This window comes from Streptomyces cucumeris (assembly GCF_024295805.1).
In the GTDB taxonomy this organism is placed as follows: domain Bacteria; phylum Actinomycetota; class Actinomycetes; order Streptomycetales; family Streptomycetaceae; genus Streptomyces; species Streptomyces cucumeris.
Genome location: NZ_JANCLX010000007.1, coordinates 283325 through 297337, shown reverse-complemented (window position 1 = coordinate 297337; position 14013 = coordinate 283325). Strand labels below are relative to the sequence as shown.

Annotated in this window: 14 protein-coding genes; 6 read left to right on the top strand and 8 right to left on the bottom strand. The window is 73.0% G+C overall.

The window, feature by feature from the left end:
• Positions 1–7: 7 nt before the first annotated feature.
• Positions 8–835 (top strand): SAM-dependent methyltransferase, encoded by an 828-nt coding sequence (locus tag NMK44_RS13910; protein WP_254742447.1) that lies wholly within the window; start codon positions 8–10, stop codon positions 833–835.
• Here the strand turns inward: NMK44_RS13910 and NMK44_RS13905 are convergent.
• Genes NMK44_RS13905 through NMK44_RS13885 form a run of 5 tightly spaced genes read right to left on the bottom strand, consistent with a single transcriptional unit; the run spans position 808 to position 6037 of the window.
• On the bottom strand, positions 808–1701 hold the full coding sequence (locus tag NMK44_RS13905; protein ID WP_254742444.1) for an STM4011 family radical SAM protein: 894 nt from the start codon (positions 1699–1701) through the stop codon (positions 808–810). The two genes, NMK44_RS13910 and NMK44_RS13905, sit on opposite strands and share 28 nt — an antisense overlap.
• Before the next feature lie 11 nt (positions 1702–1712).
• Positions 1713–3062, bottom strand: coding sequence for an STM4012 family radical SAM protein (locus tag NMK44_RS13900; RefSeq protein WP_254742441.1), 1350 nt, complete (start codon positions 3060–3062; stop codon positions 1713–1715).
• A complete protein-coding gene (locus NMK44_RS13895; protein WP_254742629.1) occupies positions 3059–3862 on the bottom strand; it encodes an STM4013/SEN3800 family hydrolase in 804 nt (267 codons plus the stop codon). Before NMK44_RS13895 ends, NMK44_RS13900 begins: the two co-directional genes overlap by 4 nt.
• A 7-nt stretch (positions 3863–3869) precedes the next feature.
• Positions 3870–5054, bottom strand: coding sequence for an STM4014 family protein (locus NMK44_RS13890; protein WP_254742438.1), 1185 nt, complete (start codon positions 5052–5054; stop codon positions 3870–3872).
• 41 nt (positions 5055–5095) lie between these two features.
• Positions 5096–6037 (bottom strand): STM4015 family protein, encoded by a 942-nt coding sequence (locus NMK44_RS13885; RefSeq protein WP_254742435.1) that lies wholly within the window; start codon positions 6035–6037, stop codon positions 5096–5098.
• A gap of 181 nt (positions 6038–6218) precedes the next feature.
• On the opposite strand from NMK44_RS13885, the gene NMK44_RS13880 reads away from it, so the two are divergent.
• Both NMK44_RS13880 and NMK44_RS13875 read left to right on the top strand, forming a co-directional pair.
• Positions 6219–6545 (top strand): DUF8820 family protein, encoded by a 327-nt coding sequence (locus tag NMK44_RS13880; RefSeq protein WP_254742432.1) that lies wholly within the window; start codon positions 6219–6221, stop codon positions 6543–6545.
• 17 nt (positions 6546–6562) lie between these two features.
• Positions 6563–7726, top strand: coding sequence for a DUF6745 domain-containing protein (locus NMK44_RS13875; RefSeq protein WP_254742429.1), 1164 nt, complete (start codon positions 6563–6565; stop codon positions 7724–7726).
• On the opposite strand, the gene NMK44_RS13870 is transcribed toward NMK44_RS13875, so the two are convergent.
• Positions 7702–8292: a carboxymuconolactone decarboxylase family protein gene (locus tag NMK44_RS13870; RefSeq protein ID WP_254742426.1), complete on the bottom strand. Its 591-nt coding sequence runs from the start codon at positions 8290–8292 to the stop codon at positions 7702–7704. The genes NMK44_RS13875 and NMK44_RS13870 overlap by 25 nt on opposite strands.
• 203 nt (positions 8293–8495) lie before the next feature.
• Between NMK44_RS13870 and NMK44_RS13865 the strand changes: the two genes are divergently transcribed.
• The 3 genes from NMK44_RS13865 to NMK44_RS13855 all read left to right on the top strand — a co-directional run bounded on the left by NMK44_RS13865 (position 8496) and on the right by NMK44_RS13855 (position 11666).
• A complete protein-coding gene (locus tag NMK44_RS13865; RefSeq protein WP_254742423.1) occupies positions 8496–9407 on the top strand; it encodes a GNAT family N-acetyltransferase in 912 nt (303 codons plus the stop codon).
• Positions 9408–9483: 76 nt separating this feature from the next.
• Entirely contained in the window at positions 9484–10698 is a 1215-nt protein-coding gene (locus NMK44_RS13860) for an MBL fold metallo-hydrolase (protein ID WP_254742420.1), read from the top strand.
• A 104-nt stretch (positions 10699–10802) separates the two neighbouring features.
• Positions 10803–11666, top strand: a complete 864-nt coding sequence (locus tag NMK44_RS13855) for a chitosanase (RefSeq protein ID WP_254742417.1) — start codon at positions 10803–10805, stop codon at positions 11664–11666.
• Positions 11667–11733: 67 nt separating this feature from the next.
• Here NMK44_RS13855 and NMK44_RS13850 read toward each other — a convergent pair whose 3' ends face one another.
• Together NMK44_RS13850 and eat are read right to left on the bottom strand one after the other, a co-directional pair.
• Positions 11734–12432, bottom strand: coding sequence for a gamma-glutamyl-gamma-aminobutyrate hydrolase family protein (locus NMK44_RS13850; protein WP_254742414.1), 699 nt, complete (start codon positions 12430–12432; stop codon positions 11734–11736).
• A 50-nt stretch (positions 12433–12482) separates the two neighbouring features.
• The gene (gene eat, locus NMK44_RS13845; protein ID WP_254742411.1) at positions 12483–13958 is read right to left on the bottom strand and encodes an ethanolamine permease; all 1476 of its coding nucleotides are present in this window, start codon (positions 13956–13958) and stop codon (positions 12483–12485) included.
• Between the last annotated feature and the right edge of the window lie 55 nt (positions 13959–14013).

Sequence of the window (14013 nt, the reverse complement as noted above, 5' to 3'; positions counted from 1 at the left end):
GCGGCCCATGGGGGCCTTGAGGGGGAATGGTGTGACCGACCTGCGATTCTCCGCCGAGGAGATCGACACCAGCAGACCGCATCCGGCCCGGATGTACGACTACTACCTGGGGGGCCGGGACAACTACGAGACCGACCGCGAGGCCGCCGAGCGGATCATCGCGGTCTCACCGGACATCGTCGACAGCGCCCGCGCCAACCGTGACTTCATGGCGCGGGCGGTACGTGCCGTGGTGGCGGACGGGGCCCGGCAGATCATCGACATCGGGACCGGGATACCGACCTCGCCCAACACCCATGAGGTGGCACGCGGGATCGCCCCGGACACCCGGGTGGTGTACGTCGACAACGACCCGATCGTCGCGGCCCACGCCGACGTCAAGCTGACCGGCACCCCCGGCACCGGCTTCGTGGTCGGGGACGTCCGGACCCCGGAGAAGATCCTCGCCGAACCGGTGGTCCGGGAACTGATCGACTTCTCACGGCCGGTGGCGCTGCTGCTGGTCGCGGTGCTCCACTTCGTCACCGACGAGGAGGACCCCGCCGGGATCGTCGCCGCCCTGACCCGGTCGGTGGCCCCGGGCAGCCATCTGGTGATCAGCCACGGCACCGCCGACTTCCACGGCCGCAACCAGGTGGCCGACGAGGTCTACCGGAAGTCCACCGCCCGGCTGAGCCTGCGCCGCCACGAGGAGATCCGGCCGTTCTTCGACGGCTGGGACCTGCTCGAACCGGGCCTGGTGAGGGTGCCCGGATGGCGGCCGGGTCCGGCCGCCGGCGACCCCGAACGGCGCGGCCCCATCGGGGTCTACGGCGGGGTGGGCCGCAAGGGCTGACCTCCCGGGGCGGCGGGCCCGGTCCAGCCGGCCGGGATCCGCTCCAGCACCCCGCCCGCGAACACGTCGTACAGCGGCAGCGACTCCAGGTGCACATAGCCGATGTGGCAGTCGCACCGGGTCAGCGGACACGGGCGGGGGCGCAGCGCCTCGCGGTACGAACCGTCGTAGAGGTTGCCCAGCTCCTCGGTGACGAAGTGGCAGCGGCGCACCGTGCCGTCGCCGTCCACCGAGATCACCGAGGCGCCGGTCCGGCACGGCAGACCGGCGCTGCGGTGCGGATGGCGGCTGTAGCCGAAGAGCGGGTCCAGCGCGGTCCACCGGGCCGCCTCGGCGTCGGTGTAGGTGTGGCCCTCGGCCGCGTTCACCCACAGATAGACCCGCTCCGGGAGGTCGTCCCGCAGCCGGCGCGCCGCGTCGAGGTGCTCCGGCAGCCCCACGATGCCCACGCTGTGCCGCACCCCGCGTCCGTCCAGCTCATGGCACTTGGCCAGGAACCGGGGGTACGGCGTCTGGCCCGGATGGTAGGTGCACCACAGCGCGAGGGTGTCCGGATCGGCCCGCTCCGTCCAGCCGGTGCGGCCGCTGAGATTGGTCTGGATCGCCACCCGCCGGATATGCGGCAGATGGCTCAGCCCGATCAGCGCCTCCCGGTACCAGGAGCGCACCAGCCCCTCGCCCCACGGGGTGAACAGCACCGAGAGCCGGTCACCGGTCCGCTCCGCCGCCCACGCGGTGAAGCGCTCCAGCGCCGCCCGGTCCGCCCGCAGCCGCCGCGGATCGTCCCGGCGCTTGGCGAACGGACAGTACGGACAGTCGTAGTCGCACGAGGTGAGCGGACCCCGGTACAGGATGGTCAGATCCATGCCGTGCTCCGTCACTTGAGGTCGTACGCGGCCATATCGGCGCGTACCGCGGGTGAGAACAGCTCCGGGCCCAGCGCGTCGGAGTGCGCCAGCCCCTCCGCCGACAGCCGCAGCCGGTCCGGTCCGGCGGCGGGGTCCAGCCAGCCGCGCTCCGCGAACCGTGCCAGCTCGGCCGGGAAGTCCTCGGCCGGATCGCCGCCGAACCGGGTCCGGTAGTCCTCCAGCGGCATCCCCTCGGCCTGGAGCACCGACTGCAGCAGATGGCGGCGGCGCGTCTCGTCGCCCGTCATGGCGCGGCCGTGCTCGGCACGGGCGAAGTCGGCCGCGGGCCGGGACACGTAGTCGTCGATGATGCCGCGTATCTGCCGCATGTCGACGGCGTAGTCGAAGGAGTAGTGCAGACCGTAGGTGTAGGAGCGGGCGCCGCAGCCCAGGCCGATCATGCCGTCGGTCTGGCAGACGTGGTCACCGCCCCCGGTGGCGGGCGCGTCCGCGCGGCGGAACATCCGCATGGACACCTGCTCATAGCCCCGGGCCAGCAGGTGGTCACGGCCGAGGGCGTACAGCCGCAGCCGCCGCGCGTCCCACTCCGCGTCGGTCTCCGGGACGCCCTTGCGGCCGAGTCCGGTCAGCGGACGGACATACAGCGGGTAGAGGTACAGCTCCTCGGGGTGCCAGGCCAGGGCGGCGTCCAGGGAATGCCGCCAACTGTGCTCGGTCTGCCCCTCGATGCCGTAGATGAGGTCGATGTTGAGCACCGGGATCCCGGCCTCCCGGATCCGGCCGAGCGCCGCCTCGACATCGGCCCGGGCCTGCGGCCGCACCGCCGAGCGGGCCTCGGCGTCCACGAAGCTCTGCACCCCCAGGCTCAGCCGGGTGGTGCCGCGCCGGGCCAGTACCGCGAGCCGGTCGGCGGTGGCGGTGGCCGGGGAGGCCTCGACCGACAGGGGGACGGCCCGCAGATCGGCGCCCATCCGCCGCTCGGCGATATCGCACAGCCGCTCCAGCTCGGGCGCCTCCAGGAAGGTCGGAGTGCCGCCGCCGAAGGCCGCGCCCGCGAAACGGGCCCCCTCGCCCAGCGCGTCGGCCACCGCCCCGGCCTGGCGCTCCAGCGCGTCGAGGTAGGCCGTGGTCAGCCCCTCGGGCGCGCCGATCCGGGTGAACAGATTGCAGAAGCCGCAGCGCACCTCGCAGAACGGGATGTGCAGATAGAGCGAGAGCGCGTCCTTCGGCTCGTCCGCCCACAGATCGCGCAGAGCGGGCCGTCCGGCCAGCGGCCGGTACGCGGTCTTGTGCGGATAGGCGTAGACATACGCCTGGTAGGGGCGGACGGGCGCGGAAGCGATGGTGCCGGGGTTCATCGGGCCTCGAGGAAGAAGTGGGTGTACGGCACGGTCCAGACGACCTCATGGCCGATCCGGTGGCCGGTGTGGCCGTCCTCGCCGTACGCCGTGCCGTGGTCGGAGCAGACGATCGCGAACGCGGGCCCCCGGCCGCCCACGGCGGCCAGGAGACGGCCGATGTGGCGGTCCACGTACTCCAGCGCGGCGGCGTGGGAGTCGCGGGTGTCACCGCTGTCGCGGGTGGCGCCGGGCAGATGGAACCAGTTGGGCTGGTGCAGTGCCGACACATTCAGGAACAGGAAGAGCCGTCGCTCCGGATCGAGCCCGGAGATGACCTTCTCGGCACAGGCCACCTGCGCCTCGAACGAGGTCGGCGACGGAACGCCGAACTCCGGTTCCCAGTGGCTCTCCTGGAAGAGTCCCGGCAGCACCGATCCCAGCGCGCCCTGCTTGTTGAAGAAGCCGACGCCCCCGACGCACACCGTGTGGTACCCGGCGGCGGACAGCCCCGACACCAGGTCCGGGGTGTCGAAGACATAGGTGCCCTCCGCGGTGGTCTCACTGCCCGCGAACCGGGCCGCGAACAGCCGCCGGTGCCGTCCCGGAGCCACCGGAGTGGGCAGGAAACCGGCGAACATCGCCTGGTGGGAGGCGTAGGTGAAGCTGCCGGGGGCGTGCCGCTCGTCCCAGATCCCATCGGGCAGATGGCGGGCCAGATGCGGGATCCGGCCCGCGGCGGCCAGTTCGGCCGCCACGTCGTACCGCAGGGTGTCGAGAGTGATCAGCAGCAGGTCATGGCTGCCCACCACCTGGTTCATATCCGGTTCAGCCAGTGGCATCGCGGGGGTGCTCCTCGGGGTCGTTCCAGTGGGCGCGGATGCCGTCCGCGCGGGTGCGCACCACGGCGGCGATCTGTGCGGCGTAGGTGTCCAGGCCCTCGGCCCCGCTGCCGGGCAGTCCGGTCAGCCGCGGCAGCAGATCGCCGAACGCGTTGACCTCGCCGACCGCGAAGCGGCGCCAGCCGGTGGTGGGCAGCAGATCCACCCCCACGCACAGGGTGCCGGGGAAGCGGGCCGCGGCGCGCTCCGCCGTGCCCAGCACCGTGCTCCACGCCACCCCGGCCGCCTCGGCGGCGGCGCGGGCGGCGGCCAGATCGCCCCGCACTCCGCCGAGATGGAGATTGGTCATGGGGGAGCGGCTGGTGCGCACCACGGCATGGGTGGCCCGGCCGCCGACCACCACCACCCGCAGATCCGCCGCCCGCTTGTCCTGGGACGCCTTGGGCAGCCAGTGCTCGATATGCAGTCCGTCGGGTGCCAGCGCGTCGACGATCGCGGCGACCTCCCGCTCGGTGCCGTACCGGCGCACCCGCAGCGAGTTGAACAGCCGGCCGTCCTCGGTGAGCTCCACGGAGGTGGTGGCCCGCACCCGCCCCGGCCCCGCCGTCTCCACGGCGAGCACCCCGGACGCGGACGAGCCGTGCGCCAGCTTCACGAACGCGCGCCGCAGCCCGGAGCTGCCCAGCATGGTCCGCACCTCCTCCCAGTCGCGCACCGGCGGTGCCTGCGGCCCCGACGTCGGCGACGGCGGTACGGGCACCCCCGCCCCGTCCAGCACCCCGTGGCACAGCCGCTTGTCGAACAGCACGGCCAGCTCGGCCGGATCGTCCAGCAAGGCCGCGCCCGCCGTGCGCGCCGCCGCCCCGATGCCCCGTACGGACTCGGTGAACCGCGCGTACCAGCGGCCGGTGCCCTCCACCCGGGTCGGATCGGAGGTACCGCGCAGCAGCCACTCCACCTCGTCGTCCTCGCCCGGGGAGTCGATTCGCACGGTCTCCCCGCGGTGGAACTCCGGTCCGTCGCACAGCACGTCGTGCCACGGCAGGACCCGGGGCGCGGGCAGCCCGGCGCTCCGCGCCGCCTCGGTGAACATCTCCACCCGGCGGTTGCGCGGATTGCCGATCACCGCGAACCGGACACCGTCGCCGGGCCCCGGCACGGACGGCGGCATGGCGGTACTCCTCTCGTCATCGCCGGGGGCGGGGGCTCCGGTCACTCGGCGACCGCGGTGTACCGGAAGACCTGGTCCCCCTCCTCGTCCTCATCGCCCCGCTCGTCCAGCTCCACCCGCACCCCGGACGGCTCCAGGGCGTCCCGCAGCCGCTGGGCCATGGCGGGCGAGAAGAAGTTGTGGTCGAGGTCGAGGCGGGAGAGGTGGGTGAGCGGCTGGCCCTCCAGCAGCGCCTGGCCGCCGGTGTCGGTGAGGATGCCCATGGACAGGTCGAGGGAGGTCAGCTGGGCGACGACGGGCGCCGCGGCCACGGCGGCCGCGATCTCGTCCTGTATCTCGCTGTTCTGGAGGCCCAGATGGCGCAGGGCCGGAAACCGGCCGCCGGCCAGCAGCGGTGCGACATCGGCGGCCGTGGCGTCACCGCCGTACTCGTCGATGCCCAGCCACATCTCCAGGTGCTCCAGAGCGGGCAGGGTGCTGCCGCCGACCCCGCGCACCACCTCACCGGGCAGCCCGCCGGTCTCGAAGCGCAGCCTGCGCAGCCGCTCATGGGTGACCGGCGCGAACTCCAGCCCGTTGCCACCGCGTACGCCCAGCTCGACCAGGTCCGGGAAGGCGCCGAGCAGCCGGGACACATCGGACTGCTCGATCCAGGAGATCTCCTGCTCATCCGGTTCGATATCGCCGATGAACAGCGCCTCCAGGGAGGTGAACCGGTCCTTCGCCGCGATCAGCGGATCGATGACCGAGCGGGAGTCGTCGCCGTACTCCCCCCAGACGCTGGTGATCACCGCGCGTACCCGGGAGACGTCCACCGTGTCCAGGAACCGCTGGAACAGCGGGCCGTAGTCCTCGTCCTCGTCGTGATACGGGTTGGCACAGAACCGCCAGGCCACGCTGTCGGGTTCGGGCAGGGTGGCTCGCTCCTCCTCGGACGGGAAGTCGAAGGCCGGGAGGCCGTGCAGTTCCTCGAGGTCGGGCATGGGGGGTCTCCTGGGGCGGTCGAGCGGATACGCGACGCCGGATGGCGTGTGCGAAGAGTTCTACCAAGCGTCACCGACAGCCGGGTCGGCGGACGTTGTCAGACCCTTGCCCTAGCGTCCTGACCACCGACCGGGCCATGGCGTCCGGTGGGCCACCGACCGCTGCGCCGAGGGGAAGAGCATGTACCGACAGGGGGACGTCCTGATCGTGCCGGTGACACCGGAGGAGCTGCCGCCGGGCACCGGCACCCTGCCCGCGGTGCCGAGGGACGGCCGGGGGCGGCTGGTGCTGGCCCTCGGCGAGGTGACCGGACACGCCCACGCGGTGATCGGACCGGGCACGCTGGTGCGCGAGCCGGGCGCGTTCGGCGTCGCGTACCTCCATCTCCCCGAGGGCGGGCGGGTGGTGCACGAGGAGCACGCCGCGATACCGCTGCCCAAGGGGTGGTACCGCGTGGTGCGCCAGCGGGAGTACACGCCGGGCGCCGTACGCGTCGTGGCCGACTGAGAGCGGGGGAGCGACCGATGACCACGGTGACGAAGGAAGCGACGGGGCCGGTGAACGGCGGGGGCGAGGCGGCGGACACCGAACGGACCGCCCACTGGCGGGCGGTGGCCGCCGCCACCGGCCCGGCCGACCGCGCGGCGGCCGAGGCCGGGGTGCGGCTCGCGTATGCGTTGGCGGGGCTGGCCCCGCCGGAGGCGTTCGTCTGGGTCGGCTCACCGCTCGCGGGCACGGCGGCCGCGCTCCTCCTGGCGGGACGGCAGGAGCTGCTGCCCGGGCCGTTCGCGGAGCGCGCGGCGAACGCGCTGGCGGCGGCCGGAGTGCGGCCGGAGCCGGGGGCCGCGGGCGCCTCGGTGCGGGAGGCGGTGCGCACCCTGCCCTGGGAGCGCGTCCGGCGTGAACTCCTCACCGCCCTCGGCCCGTCCGGCTGGGCGGAGCGCTGGGCCCGTACGGCCGCGCCGCTGTGGGACATCACCCGCGGGCTCACCGAGCGCATCCGCACCGGGCTGACCGAAACCCTCACCGAGGGCTCGGGCCGGGCGGAGCCGGAGGTGCGGCTCGCCGCGCTGGAGGCCGTGGCCGGGCAGCATGACGCGCCCTGGCTGGCCGCGGTCAGCGCCGACCCGGGCGGCGCCGGATCCGATCCGCTGGCCGGGGTGGCCGCGGTCGCCCGCGCCGCCGGATGGTGGTGGCCCTACGAGAAGGCCGTGATCATCTCCGAGCGGCCGGTGGAGCTGCACCGCGACGAGGCCGGACGGCTGGACCGCGCCGACGGACCCGCGCTCGCCTTCCCCGACGGCTTCGCGCTGCACGCCTGGCGCGGTATGCCGGTGCCCGCCGACTTCCTCAGGCAGCTCGGCGAGCTCACCCCGGACCGCATCCGCACCGAGGAGAACGCCGAGCTGCGCCGGGTGATGCTGGAGTCCTACGGCTACGACCGCTATCTCGCCGAATCCGGCGCCGAGCCGGTGCACCGCGACGCGACCGGTGTGCTGTGGCGTATCCAGCTCCCCGACGACGAACCGGTGGCGATGGTGGAGGTGGTCAACTCCACCCCCGAGCCGGACGGTACGCACCGCACCTACTGGCTGCGCGTACCACCGCGGGTGGCGACCGCCCGGGAGGGAGTGGCCTGGACCTTCGGACTGGACGCGGACGCCTATGCGCCGGAGCGGGAGACCTGACCGGCGGCGGGGCCCGGGGCGGCCGGGAGGTCACAGCTGTCCTTGAACCCCTGGCTGGTCAGCCCGAGCGCCGAGTTGATCCGCGAGCGGAGGTTCTCCACCGCCACCATCGCGGTCAGCTCGACGAGCTGCGCCTCGTCGAGGTTCCGGCGCAGCCGCTCCACGAGGGCGTCGTCCACGGTGGGCGGGTTGGCGGTCATGGCCTCGGCGTACTCCATCACGTCCCGCTCCAGCGGGGTGTAGACATCGCTCTCCCGCCACATCGGCACATCGTGCAGCTTGCGGTCGTCGATGCCCTGGCCACGGCTGACCCAGTAGCCGAAGTCCATGCACCAGGAGCAGCCGATGGAGGCGGCCGAGGCCATCTCGGCGAGCGCCTTGAGCCCGGGGTCAAGGGAGTTCCACTTGCTCAGCGACTGCTCGAAGCGCGTGTAGCTGAAGAGCACACGCTGGTTGTGGGCGAGTGCCTTGCCCGGGTCCAGGACCTTCCCGTAGGTGCGCTTCGAGTACCACTCCATGGCGCGGTAGAAGAGGGTGCGGCGCGGGGTGAGCGAGATGCGTGACATAGGGGGTGCCTCCGTACGGGGCCGTGGTGCCGCGGCGGTCGCTGCCGCCCTTCCACACGTACGACGGAGCACCCCGCGCCGGATGTGACACGGACGGATGTGGGCCGCGTCACGTCTTCCAGCGTAGGCACCGATGGGCGGTGGCCTGGCCCCGGCGGAAAACGGGGTGCGCCGGCGGAGGGGCGCGGGCCAGCCTGGAGCCCATGACATGGACGACGACGGACGACCTGGACGCGTTCCTGGCCGCGGCGGGCGGCTTCCTGCGGGGACGCCCGGCCGAGCACACCGTCCTGCTGACGGTGGCCGCCTCGCTGGCGGCGGCGGGCAGCGGCCGGTACGGGGAGCGGCCGCCCCGCTACGGCTGGTGGCGGCCGGAGCCGGGGGCCGGGGGAGACGGGGAGGGATCCGTCGGCGGGGCGTTCCTATGCACCCCGCCCTATCCGCTGGTGCTCTCCCCGCTGCCCGACGAGGCCGCGGAGGAGCTGGCCCGCGTCCTGGCGGAGCCCGGCGCGGCGCACGGCCCGCTGCCACCGGTCACCGGAGTGAACACCGGACGGCGTACCGCCGAGACCTTCGCCACCGCCTGGGAGCGGCTGACCGGGGCCGGCGCCGCGGTGGAGCAGACCCATCGGCTCTACCGGCTGGGCGCCCTGACCCCGCCCGATCCCGCGCCGCCCGGGCGGGCCCGGGCGGCCACCGCCGCCGACCGCGCGCTGGTGCTGAGCTGGTACGAGGCGTTCGCGGGTGAAGTCGGCACGCACGGCGGCGACGTCTCCCGCGCGGTGGACGACCGGCTCAGCGACGGCGGGATCACCCTCTGGGAGGTGGACGGCGCACCGGTCTCGTTGGCGACGGCCAGCCGGACGGAGGCCGGCATGGTCCGGGTCGTCCGGGTCTACACCCCGCCTGAGCTGCGTGGACGCGGGTACGCCGGGGCCGCCACCGCCGCCGTGAGCCGGTCGGCGCGGGACGCCGGCGCCCAGGAGGTGCTGCTCTTCACCGATCTGGCCAACCCCACCAGCAACGCCCTGTACCAGCGGCTGGGATACCGGCCGGTGGAGGACCACCTGGAGCTGTCCTTCACGGCACCAGGAACAACAGCACCCGTCGAGTGAGTTGTGTTATTGCAGTACAGCAGCGCACCCGCGCAGGCCGCGGGGTGACCCGCCACCCCCTCACCCTGGAGGTCCAGTGACCGGCTCCCGTCCGCACCGTTCCCGGCTCGCCGCCGCCCTGCGCCCCGCCGCCTTCGGGGCGGATCCGGCCGGGGAGCGGATGGAGCGCATCCGCCGGTCGCCGAATTTCCGGGACGGCGTCTTCGTCAATCCGGAGGGTGCCCGCACCCGGCCGTCCGGTTCCATGCTGGCGTTCCTCCCCACGTACTTCCGCAAGGAGGAGCGGATCCGCCGGGCCCCGGCCGGTCCGGTGCCGGTCCATCCCACCACCCTCGCCGACCTGGCCGTGCCGCCCGCCTCGGGGCTGCGGCTGACCTGGATGGGCCACTCCACCGTGCTCGCGGAGATCGACGGCCGCCGGGTGCTGTTCGATCCGGTGTGGGGCAGCCGCTGTTCGCCCTTCGCCCATCTGGGCCCCAAGCGGCTGCATCCGGCGCCGGTGCCGCTGCGGGAGCTGGGCCCGGTGGACGCGGTGGTGATCTCCCACGACCACTACGACCACCTCGACATGCCCACCGTCCGGGCGCTGGTGCGCACCGGCACCCGGTTCGTGGTCCCGCTCGGCGTCGGCGCCCACCTGGAGCACTGGGGCGTTCCGGCCGACCGGGTGACCGAGCTGGACTGGCACGAGTCCACCGAGGTCGCCGGGCTGACACTCACCGCCACCCCCGCCCGCCACTTCTGCGGCCGCGCCCTGCGCAACACCCAGCACACGCTGTGGGCGTCCTGGGTGGTGGCCGGGCCCGAGCACCGCGTCTACCACAGCGGGGACACCGGGTACTTCTCCGGTTTCGCGGAGATCGGCGCGGCCTACGGGCCGTTCGACGCGACCATGATCCAGATCGGCGCGTACAGCGAGTTCTGGCCGGACATCCATATGACCCCCGAGGAGGGCATGCGCGCGCATCTGGACCTCCAGGGCGGTGAGCCCACGCGCGGGATCATGCTGCCGATCCACTGGGGCACCTTCAACCTCGCCCCGCATCCATGGGAGGAGCCCGCCGAGGGCACGGTCACGGCGGCCGAGGCCGCCGGGGCCTCGGTGGCCGTTCCGCGGCCGGGGCTGCCCTTCGAACCGGAGCGCGGACTGCCGCTGGACTACTGGTGGCGGGCGATCGCGGCCCGGCCCGCGGCCGGTGCGCCGGACACCACGGCGGTCTCCACGGAGCTCCCGGCGCCTGCGGGCACCACCGGCGGCACCGATCCCGCCGTCCCGGTCCCGCAGCCATGACCTGCGCCCAATTCCTGTAGCGACAGGGCCCGTTGCGGTGATGCGACCGCAACGGGCCCTCGTACGTCCCACCCCCGGTCGTCAGGGAACGGAACGGAGTCCTCATGTCCCAGCGCATCGGCCTCGCCGCCGCGGCAGCGGCCGTGGCGGTACCGGTGGCCCTCGTCCTCACCGGTTGCGGATCCGGGCCGGAGTCCGGCAAGCCGCCCGCCGCCCGTGGGCACCACTCCGCCCACAAGGCCGGTGCCACGTCCGCGGTCGGGCTGGACGACCCGGCCAGGAAGGAGATCGCCATGAAGCTGGTCTCCAGTGCCGAGAACTCCTCCCTGGACTGGCGTGCCCAGTTCGGCTACATCGAGGACATCGACGACGGCCGCGGCTACACCGGCGGCCTCATCGGCTTCTGCTCCGGCACCGGCGACATGCTCGACCTCGTTGAGTACTACACCCTGCGCAAGCCGGACAACGTCCTGGCGACGTACCTGCCCGCGCTGCGCGAGGTCGACGGAAGCGACTCCCACGACGGTCTGGACCCCGGTTTCACCTGGGACTGGAAGAAGGCCGCCGCCGACGAAGTGTTCCGTGACGCCCAGGAACACGAGCGCGACCGCGTCTACTTCACCCCCTCGGTCCAGCGGGGCAAGGACGACGGCATCGGCGCGCTCGGCCAGTTCATCTACTACGACGCCACGGTGATGCACGGCCCCGGCGACGGCGCCCACAGCTTCGGCGGTATCCGCAAGGCCGCGATGCGCCAGGCCAGGACCCCGGCCCAGGGCGGCGACGAGGCCACGTACCTCCATGCCTTCCTCGACGCCCGCAAGGAGGCCATGCGGGCCGAGGAGGCCCACAGCGACACCAGCCGGGTGGACACCGCGCAGCGGAAGTTCCTCGACGAGCGGAACTTCGATCTGGCGCCGCCGCTGAAGTGGAGCGTCTACGGCGACCCCTACGAGGTCAACTCCTAGGTCCTGTTCTGCCGGTGGGCCCCTCGTGAGGGGCCCACCGGCAGAACAGACGGGCGAATGCCCCGGTTCACCGGGCCGCCGCGACCAGCGCCTGCATGACCCGCAGGTCGTCGCCCGCCTCCGGATGCCACTGCACCCCGAGGACGAACCGGTCGGCCCCGGGGAGCTCGGCGGCCTCGATCATGCCGTCGTCCGCCGCGTACGCCGAGGCCACCAGGCCCTTGCCCAGTTCGTCCACCGCCTGGTGGTGGAAGGTCGGCACCGACAGCGGCTCCGGCAGTACCTCGCCGAGCAGTGTCCCCGGCACCGGCTGCACCAGATGGCGTTCGAAGACCCCGGGTGCCCCCGCGTGGCCGTCCAGGTGCTGGATCAGCGTGCCGCCGAGCGCCACGTTCAGCAGCTGGTGGCCACGGCAGATGCCCAGCAGCGGGGTGCCCGCGGCGAGGGCGGCCTCGATCAGCGCCAGCTCCCAGGTGTCGCGCTCCCGCGCTGGCGGGCCGGTGCGCTCATGGGGTTCGGCGCCGTAGCGCACCGGTTCCACATCCGGCCCGCCGGAGATCACCAGCCCGTCGAGGCGGGAGACGACGCGGGCCGCCGCCTCCGGGTCCTCGTCGGGCGGCAGCATCGCGGCGAGTCCGCCCGCCTGCTGCACCAGCCGGTGGTAGCCGACGGGCAGCAGTGCCGCCGGGAGGTCCCACACACCCCAGCGGGCCGAGGACTCCAGATAGGTGCTGATGCCGATCAGGGGCTTGGACAACGGGGACATCCTCTTTCTCGGTCGCTTTCTCTCGGTCGCTTTCTCTCGGTCGTGCCCGCTCAGTCGCGGGACAGTTCCGCCTCGGCCTCCGCCAGCGCGGCGAACTCCTCCTCGGGGGCCGCGGCCACCAGACGGTGCCGGCTGTAGAAGGCGAAGTAGGCGAGCGCCACCGCGTAGACGCCGAGGGCGATGAACGCCGCGTCCTTGTCCACCAGGAAGGTGGCGACCAGCGCCGAGCAGGCGAGGACGAAGGCGATCGACGACGTCACCGTGCCGCCCGGGGTGCGGTAGGGCCGCTCCAGATGGGGTTCGCGGCGCCGCAGCACGATGTGCGAGAGCGACATCAGCGCGTAGGAGATGGTGGCGCCGAAGACCGCCACGTTGAGCATCCGGGCCCCGTTGCCGGACCAGGCGGCCAGCGCGAACCCGATGGCACCCGGGACCAGCAGCCCCAGGTAGGGGGCCTTGCGGCGGCTGGTCAGGGACAGGAAGCGGGGCAGGTAACCGGCGCGGGAGAGGGCGAACAGCTGCCGGGACCCGGCGAAGATCAGGGAGAAGAAGGAGGCCACCAGACCGGCGAGACCGGCGTAGTTGACGATGCGCGAGAGCACGGTGGCCTTGCCGTCCGGCTGGAGCGCCTCGACCAGCGGGTTGCCCGCGCCCTGCACCGCGTCGGAGCCGCGGGCGCCGGTGGCGGCGATGAAGGTGATCAGGGCGAGCAGCAGCAGGATGCCCATGGACCAGGCCATGGCCTTCGGCAGGGTACGGGCCGGGTCGCGGGTCTCCTCGGCGGCCAGCGGCACCCCTTCCACCCCGAGGAAGAACCACATGCCGAACGGGAACGCCGCCCAGATGCCGAGCAGACCGAACGGCAGCCACGAGTTGGAGCCGAAGGCGGAGTGGTCGACCTTGATGTCGTTGAGCGAGGCGGAGTCGAAGTCGGTGAAGGCGGCGACGGCGAAGATCAGCAGCGCGGTGACGGCTATCGCGGTGACGATCAGGCTGAACCGCAGGGCCTCGCCCACACCCCACAGGTGGATGCCGATGAAGATGACGAAGCACGCCAGATAGACCGGCCAGCTCGATTCCAGCCCGAACAGCCCCAGTGACTCGACGTAGTCGCCGATGAAGATGGAGATCGCCGCAGGGGCCAGGACATATTCGATGAGGATGGCGGTACCGGTGAGGAAGCCGCCCCAGGGGCCGAGCGCCCGCCGGGCGAAGCCGTAGCCGCCGCCCGCGGTGGGCAGGATCGCCGCCAGCTCCGCCAGGGCGAACACCATGCAGGTGTACATCAGGCCCATCAGCACCGCGGCGATGGCCAGACCGCCGAAGCCGCCCTCGGCCAGTCCGAAGTTCCAGCCGGAGAAGTCACCGGAGACGACGTAGGCGACGCCGAGGCCGGTCAGCAGCAGCGGACCCGCGCTGCCGCGCCGCAGGGTGCGGCGCTCCAGATAGCTCTCCTCGGGGGACGCCGGACCGCCTGGCGGTGCGGCACTGAGGGAGGTACGGGCGGAGTCTGTTCCGTCGGCCATGGGGTGCTCCTGCTCCACACGAGGGGGTGGCAAAGGTGTGGGGCCATACCTTTGT